Genomic DNA, 15531 nt, shown 5'->3' on the forward strand with positions numbered 1-15531 from the left:
ATCCAGCGTAACAAGCGCAACGCATTGCAGTGTCAATCTCGCTTCCGGTCGGAACAGGTTCGTATTGCAGCGCGGGGATATGCGCTTGCCCTTATCAGCGAACGATATTGCGACGGGTGACGGCGATGGTGAAGCAGCACAATGGTTCGGTTGTTCCCGGTACCACGCGGGCGCCGCAGGTACGGGTACTGTCACAGGCAATCGCGGTGCTGCTGATGGCCGGCAGCGTCAGCGGCGGCGTCAGTGCACAGCAGGCCTTCAGTCCCGCCTGGTTTGCCAGCAAGGGCGCGCAGCAGCAGACCGCAGCGCAGACCGGCAGGCTTCCCAATGGCATGCCGTCGAACCTGCAACGCAGCGACCAGCAGGCGCAGCAGGCGCGCGATACGCTAAAGACATCACTGGAAAACCTCAATACCGCCGCGCGGGCTATCGCCATGCAGCAGCGCCTGCAGCAGACCGCGCGCGATGCGGCACGTGCACGTCCCAGCCAGGTGCCGGACGGCCTCGGCGAAGGCGGCTTGAAGATCGATGACGATGCACTGACCCGTGGTTGGCACAACGCCAATGCGGCAAGCCAGAGCAGCAAGGATGGCGTCACCACGGTCAGTATCCAGCAAACCGCTGACAAGGCGATCCTCAACTGGGAGACCTTCAACGTCGGTCGCAATACCGTGGTGGACTTCGACCAGCAAGCGAGTTGGTCGTTGCTCAACCGCATCAACGACCCCACCGGTCGTCCCTCGCAGATCCTGGGGCGCATCCAGGGCGAAGGCACGGTGATGCTGATCAACCGCAACGGCGTAGTATTCGACGGCAGCAGCCAGGTCAATGTAAAGAACCTGGCCGCATCCGCTGTCAACATCAGCGATGCGCAGTTCGGCAAGGGCATTTACGGTGATGCGCAGGGCAATGGCTTCATTCCCACCTTCGCCAATGACCTGACCACCACCACGACCACGTTCAACCACTCGGCTGCAACTGGCGACGTGATCGTCGAGCGTGGCGCGCAGATCAGTACCCACGCGCCTTCCTCGGTGACGGAAGGCGGCGGCTATGTGCTTTTGCTCGGTCGCCAGGTACACAACGACGGCCAGATCAGCACCTCCAACGGACAGACGATGTTGGCCGCTGGTGATGCCTTCGTGATCCGCAAGGGCATGGGAACCGAGCAGAACCAGACCTCGACGACGCGCGGCAACGTGGTCACCACGCTGCGCAAGCCAGTTGCCGGCGGGGTTGATGTGGTCGCCGCCAGTGGTGTGGTCAGCAACACGGGCCTGATCCAGGCAACGACCGGCGATATCACCCTGGCTGGCCATGACGTGCGCCAGGATGGCGCGCTGGTCGCGACCACGTCCGTGCACACACGCGGCACCGTGCATCTGCAGACCGCGCGCGATGACGCCGATGGAGAAGTAGCGCTTGGCCAGGGCAGCACCACCGCAGTGGTGCTGGACAATAGCGCCACCACCGCATTGGATGTGCAGCGCGAGACCCTGGTGCAGGAATCGGACAAGGCCGGTGACGGCATCCTGCACCGTCGTGACCAGTCGCTGGTGCAGATCGTCAGTGGCGGTGATGTGCGCTTTGAGGATGGCAGCCTGACCCTGGCGACCGGTGGCCAGGTCTTTGTGGATGCAGCTGATGCCGAAGTTGAACGTGGCGCGCGCATTGATGTATCCGGCCACGTTGGCGTCAAGATCGCGATGGAAGCGAACAACGTCCAGATCAATGTGCAGGGCAATGAGCAGCGCGATGCATCGCTCAACCGCGATGACAAATCGCTCAACAGCAAGAACATCTGGCTGGATCGTCGTGATCTGGTCCTGGTGCCGGCCGGCACCAATGGCTATGAGACCGACCGCTGGTATACCGCCGGTGGTCTGCTGGAAGTTGGCGGCTACCTGGGCGTCACCGGCCATGGCATCGGTGAGTGGTCGGCGCAAGGTGGCACCGTGCAGTTCAACGGTGGCCGCGTGGTTACCCAGGCGGGCTCGCATATCAATCTTTCCGGCGGCACGCTTGACGTGCAGACCGGCTATATCCATCAGACCCATCTCAAGGCCGCCGATGGCAAGTTGTACAGCGCCTCGAGCGCACCCGGTGATCTGTTGTACACCGGTCTCTACCGTGGTTTCGAGGATGTGCACGCGCGTTGGGGCAACACCGAGTATTACTACAACCCGGTGATCGGCCCGGACAAGCGGCTGGAGAATGGCTATGTGGTCGGCCGCGACGCCGGTCGCATGGTGGTGGCCACGCAGTCCGCGCAGCTGGAGGGCGGGATCGAATCCACCACCTTCCAGGGTGATCGGCAGACGCGTGCACGCGATGCCGTGCTGGACGGCTACCAGCAGGCGCAGACCGCAGTTGCACGTGGTGGCCAACTGGTCATCGGCACCTACGACCCGTTCTACGACAAGGACACCGGCCAGCTACGCTTTGGTCCTGGCGCAGTTGTCGATGAAGTCTCGATTGGTTCCGGTGGTACTGCAGGCGAGGCCGGGCACATCACACTGGATGCGGCCTGGCTCAATGCACAGAAGTTCGCCGCGCTGGATATCCATGCGCTTGGCAGGGTGAGCGTGGATGAGGCGCTCACCGTCGCTGCTGGCGGTGGTATCGCCTTGCATGCAAGTGATGTAACCGTGAATGCCGACCTCACCGCCCGTAGCGGCAGCATCCGTCTGGGCAACATGCTGGTGCAGCACACGGCCAGTGGTGATCCCTGGCAGGACCGGCCGATCGGCGCGCTGGCCGCCGCCAGCTATGAGCGCAAGGTCGACATCGCCGATGGCGTGACGCTGGACGCGCGCGGGCTGTGGAACAACCAGTGGCAGGACCCACAGTCCATTGCCGGATTGCCTTTCATCAACGGCGGCGAGGTGATGCTGCGCAGTAGTGGCAGCGTCAGTCTTGGCCAGGGCAGTCTGATCGACGTGTCCTCCGGTGCCGCGGTTGCTGTTGATGGCAGTGTTGCCGGTGGCAAGGGTGGCAGCGTCACGCTGGCGGCTGGGCAATTCCAAGGCAATGGTGTGCTTGCACTCGATGGTGCCATCCGCGGCTACGGTGTCAAAGGCGGCGGTGCGCTCAACATCGAGCACGGCACGCTGGTGAGCATCGGCGGTGAGCTGGCCAGTGCGATCGAGCAGCTGCCAGCGGGCGAGAAGAGCGATCTGCCGTTGCGCCTGGCTGCCGATGTGGTGTTGCAACCAGGAGAGGTCATTCCGGTCAGTTTCAGCGTGGTGCAGACCCGTGTGCAGGGCGGCCAGGCGATGCCGGTGACGCTGCGGCCCTCGGTGGACAGCATCAACACGGTGACCACGCATGCCCCCTGGGTGCTGCCGGTGACGGTACAGCTGGCCAATAACGGACCGGTGATGTACGCCGGCCAGACCCTGCCCGCCGGCACTACCTTGTCGACCATCACCGATCTTCCTGCGGGTTATGTCGTCCCCGCCAACGTGTTTCCTGCCGGTTTGCCGATCCCACAGCAGACCTACAACTACGTCGCCGGTAGCGTCACCGATCGCGTGCTGGTGATGCCTGATGGCACCCGTATTCCGCCTGGCACGTCGTGGCACCGTGACCTGCCGGTGCAGTCGTTCCTGGCCCTGGACAGCAAGCTGTTCCAGTCAGGTTTCAAGAGCTACAGCGTCAGCGGTCGCGATGGTGTGGTGGTTGTCGATGGCGCACGCGTCGATGTGGCAATGCCACTGTTTCAGGTTGACCGGGCTGCCGCGCGTGATCTGGCCAGTGGTGGTGACCCGGATGAGGCCTTGTCGGTGTGGCTGCCGCCGTTGCAGCAGGACCAGCCGGGCAAGGGCACGGTCAGCCTGCGGCAGGGTGCAAGCCTCGCGTTGTCGGCAGGCACGGTACTGACCGCCGCCGACCTGTTGCTTGGCAAAGGCAGTCACATCGGCGTTGATCCGGGCCAGTCGATCACCCTGACCGGCAACGCCCAGATCACTCTGGAAGGCAGCCTGCAGGCCAATGGCGGTCGCATCTCGGTGCTGGGTGGCGACTTTGGCACCGGCAATGACGCGAACCTGCCGGCCGGTCTGCCTTCAGCGCGCTCGGTGTGGATCGGCGACAAGGCTGTACTGGATGTTTCCGGCAAGGCATTCACCGCGAACGACGATGCAGTTGGTCGTTATGGCCGTCTGCTCGACGGCGGCACCATCGAAATTGGTGCCAAACACAATCTGCTATCGCAGAACATCGGCGCGATAAACGCCTTCGTCGTGGTCCGCGAAGGCGCACGGCTGGAGGCATCGGGCGCGCAGGCTGTACTCGACCTGCCTGGCATGGGTGAAACAACGCTGGCCAGCCACGGTGGCGTGATTGCCTTGAGCTCGGACAATGGCCTGTTCATCGATGGCACGTTGAACGCTGCCGCAGGCGGCGCCGGTGCCATGGGCGGCACGCTGGCGTTGAATCTGGAGACGCCGATCTACGGGCCGGTAGATCGCTGGAGCTCCAAGGGCGAACTGGTCGACGACGCCGTCCGCGTGCCACGTGAGCTGGTGCTGGAACAGAACTACAGCGGCAGCGGGCTGGCCGCGGATGTCGGCGTGGGTGAGCTGGATGCGAGCCTGGCTTTTGGTCATGCCCGCTATGGCGTGGATGCCATACGCGCTGGTGGTTTCGATACCGCGTCGCTGTACGTCAATGGCTTGCTCAGCATGGATGGCGACATCGACCTGAGCATGCGTCAGGCCTTGTACCTGACTGCCAGCGCGATCGGCCTGTCCAGCAATGCGGCGCGCGACAGCCAGGTGCACCTGGCTGCGCCGTACCTGCGTATCGCAGGCGCCGCCCGTCGCCAGCGTGACAACACCTTGATGCCGAATCCGATCATCGGCTCCAGCAATGTTTCACCCGCCGCAGGGACCTTGGGCGTGCCGCTGGTGGCGGATGACGCCAACCTGACCCTGGCCGGCAGCATGGTCGACATCGTCGGCATGTTGGGCTTCGGCAGCCGCGGTGAGATCAAGCTCAACGCCGCTACGCCGTTGGCGGTCGAACGCGACGCGTTCGGCCAGGTCCGGATCCAGAGCGAGGGCGACCTGCGCCTGCAGCAGGCCAGCCTGTTCTCACCGGGTGACACCACCTTGGCGGCGGCACAGATCTACGGCAGTGGCAACGTCAGCGTCGGCCTGCACACCACGCTGAACCAATGGGGCCTGCCCCAGATCGAGCTGGACCCGGCCCGTGCACTCACCATCGAGCGCATGGGCAGCGCACTGCCGCCGATGCCGTACAGCGTGTTCGGCGCGATGGAGTTCAGTGCCGCCACCATCAACCAGGGCGGCGTGCTGCGCGCTCCGCTGGGCAGCATAACGCTGGGCAGCAACAGCAATGGCTATACGAGCGTGGTCAATCTGCTGCCAGGCAGCATCACCTCGGTCAGTGCCAACGGTCTGTTGATGCCTTACGGCGGTACTGTCGATGGCCTGACCTACAACTACAACGGCATGGACGCCGACTACCGTGGTATCGGCTGGGAACCGAAGGTGGAGTTCAAGGCGCATGCAGTGAATGCGCAGGCTGGCGCGGTGCTGGACCTGTCCGGTGGTGGCGAGCTTACCGGTGCGGCCTTCCTTTCCGGCCGTGGCGGTTCCACCGATGCGCGCTTCAATCCACTGGTGCAGATGGGCGTTGATGGTTTCACCCTGCCGGGCCTCAAGACCAACCCGGTGTATGCGATCGTGCCGGGCGTGCAGGCCGGATACGCACCAGTTGGCGCGGAGAAGGGCGCAGGCGATCCGGCCATCGGCCGCCAGATCACCATCGGTGCAGGTGTGCCCGGGCTTCCTGCCGGTACCTATACGCTGTTGCCGTCAACCTATGCCCTGCTGCCTGGCGCGTTCCGCGTCGAGCTCAACGGGCTGGCCAGCAGCGCGGCAGCCTTCGGTACGACGCAGGGCATGCGCAATGGCTCGTGGAGTACATCGGCGCAGCTCGGTATTGCCAATACCGGCGCGGTCGACGTCCTGCCTACCCAGGCGATCCTGACTTCGGCCGATACGCTGCGCAGCTATTCGCAGTACAACGAAACCAGTTATGCCAGCTTCGCTTTGCAGCAGGCCGCGCGCGAAGGCGCACCGCGGCCGCTGCTGGAACGTGATGCCAAGGCGGTGAACTTCGCCTTGATCAGCCCCAGCCAAGCGGGTGCGGTGGATCAGCCTGCGTTGCAGTTCGATGCCACGGTGCTGGGTGCGCCGGGCAAGGACGGTAATGGCACGGTGGCGCGTGTGTGGAGTGCGTCGAACTACGAAATCCTTGCCGACGGTGCGGCCGCTACCGATGGATACGACGGCGTTTCGGTCCATGCCAGTGAACTCAATGCGATTGGCGCGTCCCGTCTGGAGATTGGCGGTCAGTTGAGGAGCACCTACCTGGACCCCGCCACCGGCTCACTGCAGTCAGCCAACGTCATCTCGATGTCGGCCAGCGGCAGCAACAGCATCGTGCTGCGTGAGGGCGCGCAACTGCAGGCTGCGGATGTGTTCCTGATGACCGGTCGCACCGCCGGTGGCATCACCCTGGAGCAGGGCTCGGGCATCAATACGCTTGGGCGCGGCGCATCGGGCTACGGCGCCGAGCAGGGCTACGTCTACCAGCCGGGCAGGAACTCGGTGCTGGCGGTATCCAATGCGCAGCTGGATCTGCTTGCACCGCAAGCGCCTGATTCCGACGGCAATGGTGCCGGCGCCATCGAGATCGGCGTCTGTGCTGTCAATGCGAGCTGCATCGGTGATACCCGACTCTATTCGGAAGGCACCATCGCCACCGCCACCGACAATCGCTTCGTGCTCGGCGACACGGTCCGCTACGGTACCCGCAACCTGACGCTGGCGGTGGGCGGCATCAATGTCGGCAGCGCTGAGGCAATTGCCGCGGCCAACGCGAGGGGCACCCTGCCTGCTGGCATGGTCCTCAATCAGGACGTGCTGAGTCGGCTGTTGCTGGGTGATGCCAGCACCGGCGCGCCGGCCCTGGAAGCGCTGTCCTTGAAGGCGCGTGAATCGGTCAACTTTTTTGGCGACGTAAGTCTGTCCACCTATGATGCGGTCACCGGCAAATCCGCGCTGCAGCGGCTGGTGTTGGGGACCCCGGCCATCTATGGCTACGGCAATGCCGGTGATGTTGCCCGCATCCACACCGATACGTTGATCTGGAGCGGAGCGCTGACTCCGGCGGGCAGCGTGGTTGCGGGAGGACCGGGCACCGGTACGGGGCAGCTGGTGGTCGATGCACGCGACATCGTGCTTGGCTTCGGCCCCAAATCCCAGCCCGATACCGTGCGTGCGCAGGACCGGCTGGCACTGGGGTTTGCCTCGGTGCATCTGAATGCAAGCGAACGTGTGACAGCCAACAACAAGGGCACGTTGGCGGTATTCGAATCGCAGGGTGACTGGAACGCAACGACCAAGGCCTATGACCGTCAGGGCGGCGATCTGTTCATCAGTACACCGGTGCTGACCGGCAGCGCCGGCTCGGTCAACAAGATCACCGCTGGCGGTGATATCCATGTAAGCGGCAATGGCGCGCTGGTCACGCCGGACAACGCAACGCTGGCGTCGGCTCTGGGCGCCGAGATTGCCCTGGACAGCCGCGATGGTGCCTTGGTGGTGGATACGGCGGTTCTGCTGCCCAGCGGCAAGCTGTCGCTGTCGGCGCAGCGGGATGTGACGCTTGCCGATGGCGCGCGCCTAGACCTGGCCGGCCGTCGCATCGACTTCTTCGATACCAGCAAGTACAGCTGGGGCGGCGACGTGGTGTTGGACAGCCGCGCGGGTGGTGTCACCCAGTCGGCAGGTGCGAAGGTCGATCTATCCGCTTTGTTCAACCGCGGCGGGAAGCTGTCCGCCTTCGCCGAGCACGGCACCATCGGCCTGTTCGGGCAGCTGCTGGGCAGCAGCAGTGGGCACTACGATGCCGGCGGTACCGAGGTTCCGTTCTTGGCCGGGCGTATGGATCTGCAGGGGCGCTACATCGCGGATTTTGCCGGGCTCAATACACGCCTCAACGCCAGCGGCGTCAGCGGCAGCCGCAGCTTCCGCATCGGCGAGGGCGACCTGAGCATCGGTGATGAGCTCAAGGCGCACGAAATTTCTGTGGCGCTGGATCATGGTCAGCTGATCGTCAACGGCACCATCGATGCCAGTGGTGAGCAGGCTGGCAGCATTCGTCTGGCGGCCTCCAACGGCGTCACTGTGGGCGGTTCAGCTGTGCTCGATGCCAGCGCCGATGTGCTGCGCAAGGACAGCTATGGCAAGGCCATCGATGCCCCCAACCGGGCGCTGATCGAGATCGATTCGGGCAAGGGTGTGTTGGCGCTGCACAGTGGTGCGCGCATGGACCTGCGCGTGGCCGGCAGCACCAGCAACTTCGGCAGTGTGGCGCTGAATGCGCCGCGGCTGGGGGGCAACGATGTGGCCATCGATGCCGCCGGTACCGTTGCCATCGACGGTGCCAAGTCCATCCAGCTCAACGCCTTCATCAGCGATGCAAGTGCCGGGCTTGGCAGCGAGGTCACCACCGACGGCAAGAGCTACCAGGTCATCGACCAGACCTATCTGGATCGTCTGGACGGCCAGAGCCGGACCTTCATCAATGCCGCGCTGAACAACGCCGATTTGATGGATCGCAAGTTGGCCGGCCTGCGCACGCATGGGCAGCAGTTCCATCTGCGACCGGGTGTGGAAGTGGTGGCGGACACCTCGATCAACGTCGACGGCAATCTGCATGTCGATGGCGACATCGACCTGTCGGGACATCGCTATGCCAGCGTGAACCCGAACAACCAGCAGAGCCTGACCCGTGGCTCCGGCGAGGCCGGCTCGCTGTTGATACGTGCGCAGGGTGACCTGGAAGTGTTTGGCAGCATCAGTGATGGCTTCGACGGCAGCGTACTGGGTAGCACGCTGGATGACAGCGGTTGGTATCTGACCGCTGGTCGCCAGCTGTTTGGTTCGGATGTGGTGGTGCCGCATGGTGGACTGGTAACGCTGGCGAGCGGTACCGGATTCAACTCCGGCAAGGTGCTCAACTACGACCTGCCGATCGCCGCCATGCAGATGGCAGCCGGCACGCAGTTGCCTGCGGAGGCCACCTTGGCGTTGCCTCTGGCATTGGCCAAAGGCACGGTGCTGAGTGCAGCGGTGCACGACGCCTCCGGCGCACTGCTGTTCGCCGCCGGCGCGGTGCTGGCCGATGCGATCACCCTGCCACAGGGCACGCGTCTGTCCGCGGGCATGCGCCTGCCCCTGGCCGCGCGCATCGATGCGATGACCTGGCCGGCAGGAGTCGCGCTGCCGGCACCACCCATCGGGGAGATCGTTACCTTGGCTGCCGACCTTGCGCTGGCCAAGGGTGCTTTTATTCCCAGCGATACCGATGTGAAGCTGCCGGGTGGCGCCAAGACCGTCGACCTGCGCCCGACCGATGCCGATGGCAATCATGGGCGGATCTGGGCAGTGGCGCCAATGTTGCAGGCAGGTTCGCAGTCCTGGGATATCAGCCTGGTTGCAGGCGCCGATACAACTGCTGCCGATCGTCTCACCGTGATGCGTTCGAGCAAGGGCGATCTGCGCTTCTCCGACCCGCACTACGGGCAGGGCGGAGTGGTGGTCGAGGTGCCCGGCACCGGCTCGCCTGCAACCTACCTGTGGGGCGATATCGCCGGGTTCGAGCGCCTGGTGATGGATTTCTTTGGCGAGTACCTGCTCAGCTTCATGCCCGTGTCAGGCACGTCCATCACTGCTGACCAGGCTGGCGAGCTGCAGGGGTACGGCTTCTTCAGCGCGGATGTCAGCGAGCTCGACAGTTACGGCTACGGCCAGCTGACCGCGATTGATACGCCTGCTACCCCACCGGACAAGGAGTTCAGCACCGAGTCTGGCCGCCAGCAGATCGCCAGCGTGGTGCGCACCGGCACCGGTGACCTGCGCCTGGTGTCTGCCGGTGACATCGCCACCACCTCGCTGTTTGGCATCTACACCGCAGGCACACAATCGGCCTCGTTGGCAGGCGGTGCTGCCAGTGATCCCTACAACCTGCCGCGCGACAGGCCCACGACCGATGCAGGCACCGCTGGCACCGTGCTGGGTGCGCAAGGCAGCGTGTTCGAGCATCTGGTCGATGGCGGCAGCCAGAGCCTATATCAGGCCTGGTATCCCGAAGCGGGCGGCAACCTGTTGCTGCGGGCCGGCGGCAACATCAGTGGCGATAGCCTCGGGCGCCCGTCCTCAACCCTGCGCTACGAGACCTTGGGTGTGGCCACCCCGGGCTTGCTGCCCACAGCCTCGCTGGGCAACTGGCTGTGGCGGCAGGGCAGCGGCAGTGTGCAGCGTGGTGCCGATGGTGTGCCCACCGCATGGTGGATCAACTTCGGCACCTATGTGCGGCCAACCGACGGACCCAACTACTACAACAACTATGTGGGCATGCCACGCCAGGTCGGTTTCACCGGCTTCGGCACGCTGGGTGGTGGCAACCTGGTGCTGGAAGCCGCTGGCGATGCCGGCATGCTGCAGGGCCGCGGTGATGTTGGTTCGTACTTCCTGATGCGCAGTAGCGGCGTGAATCTGGCCGTGGCCAGTACCGGCCGTGTTGCTGCCAATGGGGAGTTGGTGCAGACCGGTGGCGGTGATCTGGATATCCGTATCGGCGGTGGCCTCAATGCTGATCCGGCGCTGCGTGCGTTCAGTGGCAGCAACACCGTGCCGGTCGCCAACGTGATCAACAGCGGCAACGCCCACCGCCTGGAACTCAATGGCAGCTTCACCAACCTGCGTGGCGCATTGCGCCTGGAGTCCGGCGCGGTAGGCGGTGTCGAGCTGCGCTACGGCGGCAAGGATGCCAAGGAATCGCGTGTCTATGACGTCTTCCAATCCACGGTGGGCATCGGCAGCGGCGGTCCAGTGCTGGTGCTGGGCGATGCGGGCGCGCGTCTGGACGCACGCGGCGACCTGGTGCTGGGCAGCGTGGTCGACCCCGGGCGAGTGCCGCTGGTCAGCGGTGGTACGCCGTTCAAGGCGAATGGTCAGGCCTACAGCGATGGTGGCTGGAGTTGGTTCTCGCTATGGACGCCATCAACAGCGGTGGACCTGCTCGCTGCCGGCGGCAATCTCACCCCGACCCTGGCGATGAATGATCCCGCCGTGCGTACCGATGCGCAGGCCACCGATGGTGATCACGTGTACCCCTCGGTACTGCGTGCGGCAGCGGCCAGCGGCAGCATCTTCTATGGCAAGGCGCGGACGTCGCCGATCATGGGCACGAACAACGAGCGCTTCGTGGCAGGCGTGGTGTTGGCGCCTTCACCGGTGGCCGATCAGTTCGTGGTGCAGGGCACGGGCCAGCTGGAGCTGCTGGCGGCAGATTCGATCTATTCAAACGGCACCGCGTTCTCGACCTCCGGTGCTGATCCGACCGCACTGTCCAATCCGTGGAATCCGGGCTTTATTGGACAGGGTCCGAAGCTGTGGTACGGGCGCCAGTTCCTGCATAACGTCAGCGCCAACGCGTTGGCTCCCAGTGTGCTGCTGGACGCGACCGATCCGCATGGCAGCGCCCAGGTGTATCCACTGTTTACTTTCACCTCACCCACCGCTTCGGGTCACGTCTATGTGGGGCAGACACCTTCGCGCTACTACGCGGTAAGCGGTGACCTGGTTGGCTTGCGCATGGGCAGCATCGTGACGGGGGTCAACTGGTACGACGGCGGCGGCGCGGTAGCGCTGCGCGCCGGTCGTGACATCGTGAACTCCGGCACGCCGTTAGGTGCCTATGACAACCAGGGTACGGTTTACAGCAATACCGTGGGTGCTTTGGGTTGGTTGGGCCAGGCCAATGGCAATGATCCATCTGCGCCGCAGCGGCCCATCGCTGCCACCAACGCGACCGCACGCGGCAACCTCATCGTGCATACCAGTGCCGATGATGTATCGGTGGTGCAGGCCGGGCGCGATATCCGCTTCAGTACGTTCTACATTGCCGGCCCCGGTTTGCTGGACATCAGCGCTGGCCGTGATGTGTACATGGCGGACAAGGGAGAGCTGCGCAGTCTCGGGCCGGTGGTCAACGTGGTTCCTGGCGACCGCAGCAGCGGCGCCGGCATTTCGGTGGCCGCTGGCATGGGCAGGCATGGTGCCGACTGGTCGGCGTTCGCAGCACGCTATCTGGATGCGGCCAACCTCGCCGATCCGGGCGCACCGCTGGCAGACCAGCAGGGCAAGGTGGTACGCGTCTATGGCGGAGCGGTCAGCCTGTCGCAATGGCTGCAGGCCGAGTTTGGCTATGCTGGTGACGAAGCCGGTGCCGAGCGCTTCCTGGCAGACAAGCAACTGGAGCTGGTTCAGATCCGCAACACCGCGCTGGCCAATGGTGGTACTGCCGCCAACCGCAGCCTGGCACGCGAGTACAAGCTGGAAAGCCAGCTGCACCTGGTCAATTGGCTGAGTGCCCGCTTTGGCGGAGCCAACGGACGCGGTCTGCATTTCGATGCAGCCACGATGGATGCGCGTGCTTTCTTCGCCGCCTTGCCGGTAGAGCAGCAGAGTGCATTCCTGCGCAATGTCTACTACGCCGAACTCAAGGCCGCTGGTCGCGAGTACAACGACGTGGACGGCTCGCGCCAGGGCAGCTATCTGCGCGGCCGCGAGGCGATTGCCACGCTGCTGCCGTCCAAGGACGCACAAGGTCGGGAAATCGCCTACGAAGGCGACCTCACCATGTTCAGCAGCGCGCTGTACTTCGATCAGAACGTTGACAGCGTGGCACGCCGTCGGCCGCTGCTTGGGAAGACCTACCTGAGCGAGGCGGAATGGATTGCCGCTGGCAGGCCCAGCTACGACGTGCCGTACTACACCGTGAACGATGCAGGCATCCACACCGACTTTGGCGGTGACATCAGTTTGATGGTGCCGGGGGGCCGCACCCTGGTCGGTGTCGATGGTGGCTTCAGTCCAGGTGCGGGTTCCGGCGTGCTGACCCAGGGCGAGGGCGACATCAACATCTACTCGCGTGACAGCCTGCTGCTGGGCCAGAGCCGCATTTTCACCACCTTCGGCGGCAATATCCTGGCCTGGTCGGCAGAGGGTGACATCAATGCCGGTCGTGGCAGCAAGACCACCGTGGTCTATACGCCGCAGCGCCGTGTGTACGACGCGATGGGCAATGTCGCGCTGTCGCCGAACACACCCAACACCGGTGCCGGCATCGCCACGCTCAATCCGATCTCCGAGGTTCCGCCGGGCGACATCGACCTGATCGCACCGCTGGGCACCATCGATGCCGGTGAAGCGGGCATCCGCGTGTCGGGCAACGTCAACCTTGCCGCGCTGCAGGTATTGAATGCCGACAACATCCAGGTGCAGGGCGAAGCAGTGGGCATCCCGGTGATCGCCGCGGTCAACGTCAGCGCATTGACCTCGGCCAGCGCCGCGGCCAACAGCGCGGTGCAGGCGGCGCAGGACATGGTCAAGCGGCAGACGCAGCAGACCCGGCCGTCGACGATCAGCGTGCAGGTGCTCGGCTTCGGCAATGAAACCAGCAGCGTGGCACCGCCGAGGCGCGAAGACGGCTACGACCCCGACAGTGTGGTGCAGGTGGTCGGCATGGGCAGCTTGAGCAACGAGCAACGTGCTCGTCTCGAATCGTCGACGACGAAGCGGCAGTGATGTGCATGCCCGCGCTCCGCGTGGCCAACGTGCGTGGTCGTGACCGCGCACGTCTGGCCGCATGCAATTGCCTTGCAGGTGCAATACGGCTGTTACCGCTGATGCACACACTTTCCGCATACGCAGCGCCCGCACATGGCGTCGGCCGATGTGCGCACCGGGGAACCGCTGCATCGGCATCACTTTCCGCATCGAGAAGCCACTGATGTCTTCAAATTTTCCGGCGCTGGCTTGGGCGCCGCTACCGTTCTTCCTGTTGTGCGTGATTCCGCTGGCCAGCGCGCAGAATGCTCCAGCAACCACGGCGGATGCGGCACCAGCTGCAGCGCCAGTGGAGCAGGCGCCGGCCGCCCGCGTCACCATCAACGAGTACCTGGTACGTGGCAACACCGTCCTGCAGGCGCGTGATATCGAAAAGGCGGTGACTGCCTATCTTGGCCCCGGTCGCACCATGGAAGATGTGGAAGCCGCGCGCAATGCCCTGCAGCAGGCCTACCAGGGCAAGGGCTACCAGTCGGTCTATGTCGATCTTCCCGAGCAGCAGGTTACCGGTGGTGTGGTGATCCTGCAGGTCACCGAGACCCGCATTGGCCAGGTCAGGGTGGTCGGTGCCGAGCACAATGATCCGCAGCGTCTGGCCGCTCGTGTGCCTGCCCTGCAGGCAGGTGCTGTTCCGGATTTCGAGCGTGCGCAATCGCAGCTGACCGAGCTGAACCGCAGTGGCAAGCGGCAGGTGGTACCGCTGGTAAAGCAGGGTGCCGCCGACGGCACCATGGACGTGGAACTCAAGGTCGATGACAAATCGCCGTGGCGCTACAGCGCGACGGTGAACAACGATCACAGCGTCGATACCGAGCCGCTGCGCAGCATCCTGACCGTTGGCCACGACAATCTATGGCAGCGCGAGCACACCGCTTCGCTGACGTTCTTTGCCGCGCCGCAGGACCTGGATCAGGCCAATGTATGGTCCGCTGCCTATGGCATGCCGCTAGGCAGTCCTGACTGGATGCTGGAGTTCTCCGGCTACCGCTCGGACAGCAACGTCGTCTCCACGGGGCAGACAAATGTCACCGGCAAAGGCCATGCGCTTGGCGTCAAGCTCAGCCATACCTTGCCGATGACCGGGGCATGGTGGCACCAGCTCTCGGCCGGGATCGATTTCAAGGATCTGGACGAATCCGTGGCGATGGTGGGCCAGGCTTCGAACTTCGCCCCGCTCAAGTACGCGCCGCTGACATTGGCCTATAGCGGCTTCCGCCAAGGCGACAAGCACCAGTTCAACCTCGGCCTGCAGGCGGTGTTCGGTGCACGCAGCATGTTTGGCTATGGCAGCAGTGATGACGAGTTCGACTGGAAGCGTGCTTATGCCGATCCCAGCTTCTTTGCCCTCAAGCTTGAGCTGAGCGACACCTATACGCTGGAGAGCGGCGCGCAGTGGTATGCGCGGTTGTCGGCACAGATGACCGACCAGCCTTTGGTGTCCGGCGAGCAGTTTGCCGCTGGCGGCATGTTCACCACCCGCGGTTACCGCTCGGCCGAAGGTATCGGCGACTACGGCGCGCTGGCCACGCTGGAATGGCGTACGCGGCCATTGGGCCTCTGGGGCCTGCAGGACTGGCGCTTCTATGGCTTCGTTGATGGGGCTTGGCTGGGCTTGCGCCAACCCTTGCCCGAACAGGCCGACAGCGCCTCGATGAGCGCCGTCGGCGTGGGCAGCAGCTTGCGCATCGGCCAGCACTACAACCTCCGCTTCGATTACGGCCGCACGCTCAGCGACGGCCCGACCACGACCAAGGACGCCAACCGGCTGCATCTCAGCGTTGGCGCCAGTTACTGATCC

Annotated in this window: 2 protein-coding genes; both read left to right on the forward strand. The window is 64.4% G+C overall.

The window, feature by feature from the left end; translation table 11 throughout:
• Positions 1–125 precede the first annotated feature (125 nt).
• On the forward strand, positions 126–13691 hold the full coding sequence (locus tag ACVOLR_RS03790; RefSeq protein ID WP_481535258.1) for a filamentous haemagglutinin family protein: 13566 nt from the start codon (positions 126–128) through the stop codon (positions 13689–13691).
• Positions 13692–13896: 205 nt separating this feature from the next.
• The gene (locus ACVOLR_RS03795) at positions 13897–15528 is read left to right on the forward strand and encodes a ShlB/FhaC/HecB family hemolysin secretion/activation protein (RefSeq protein WP_481535259.1); all 1632 of its coding nucleotides are present in this window, start codon (positions 13897–13899) and stop codon (positions 15526–15528) included.
• Positions 15529–15531: the final 3 nt, after the last annotated feature.

This window comes from Stenotrophomonas sp. STEN030 (assembly GCF_056759995.1).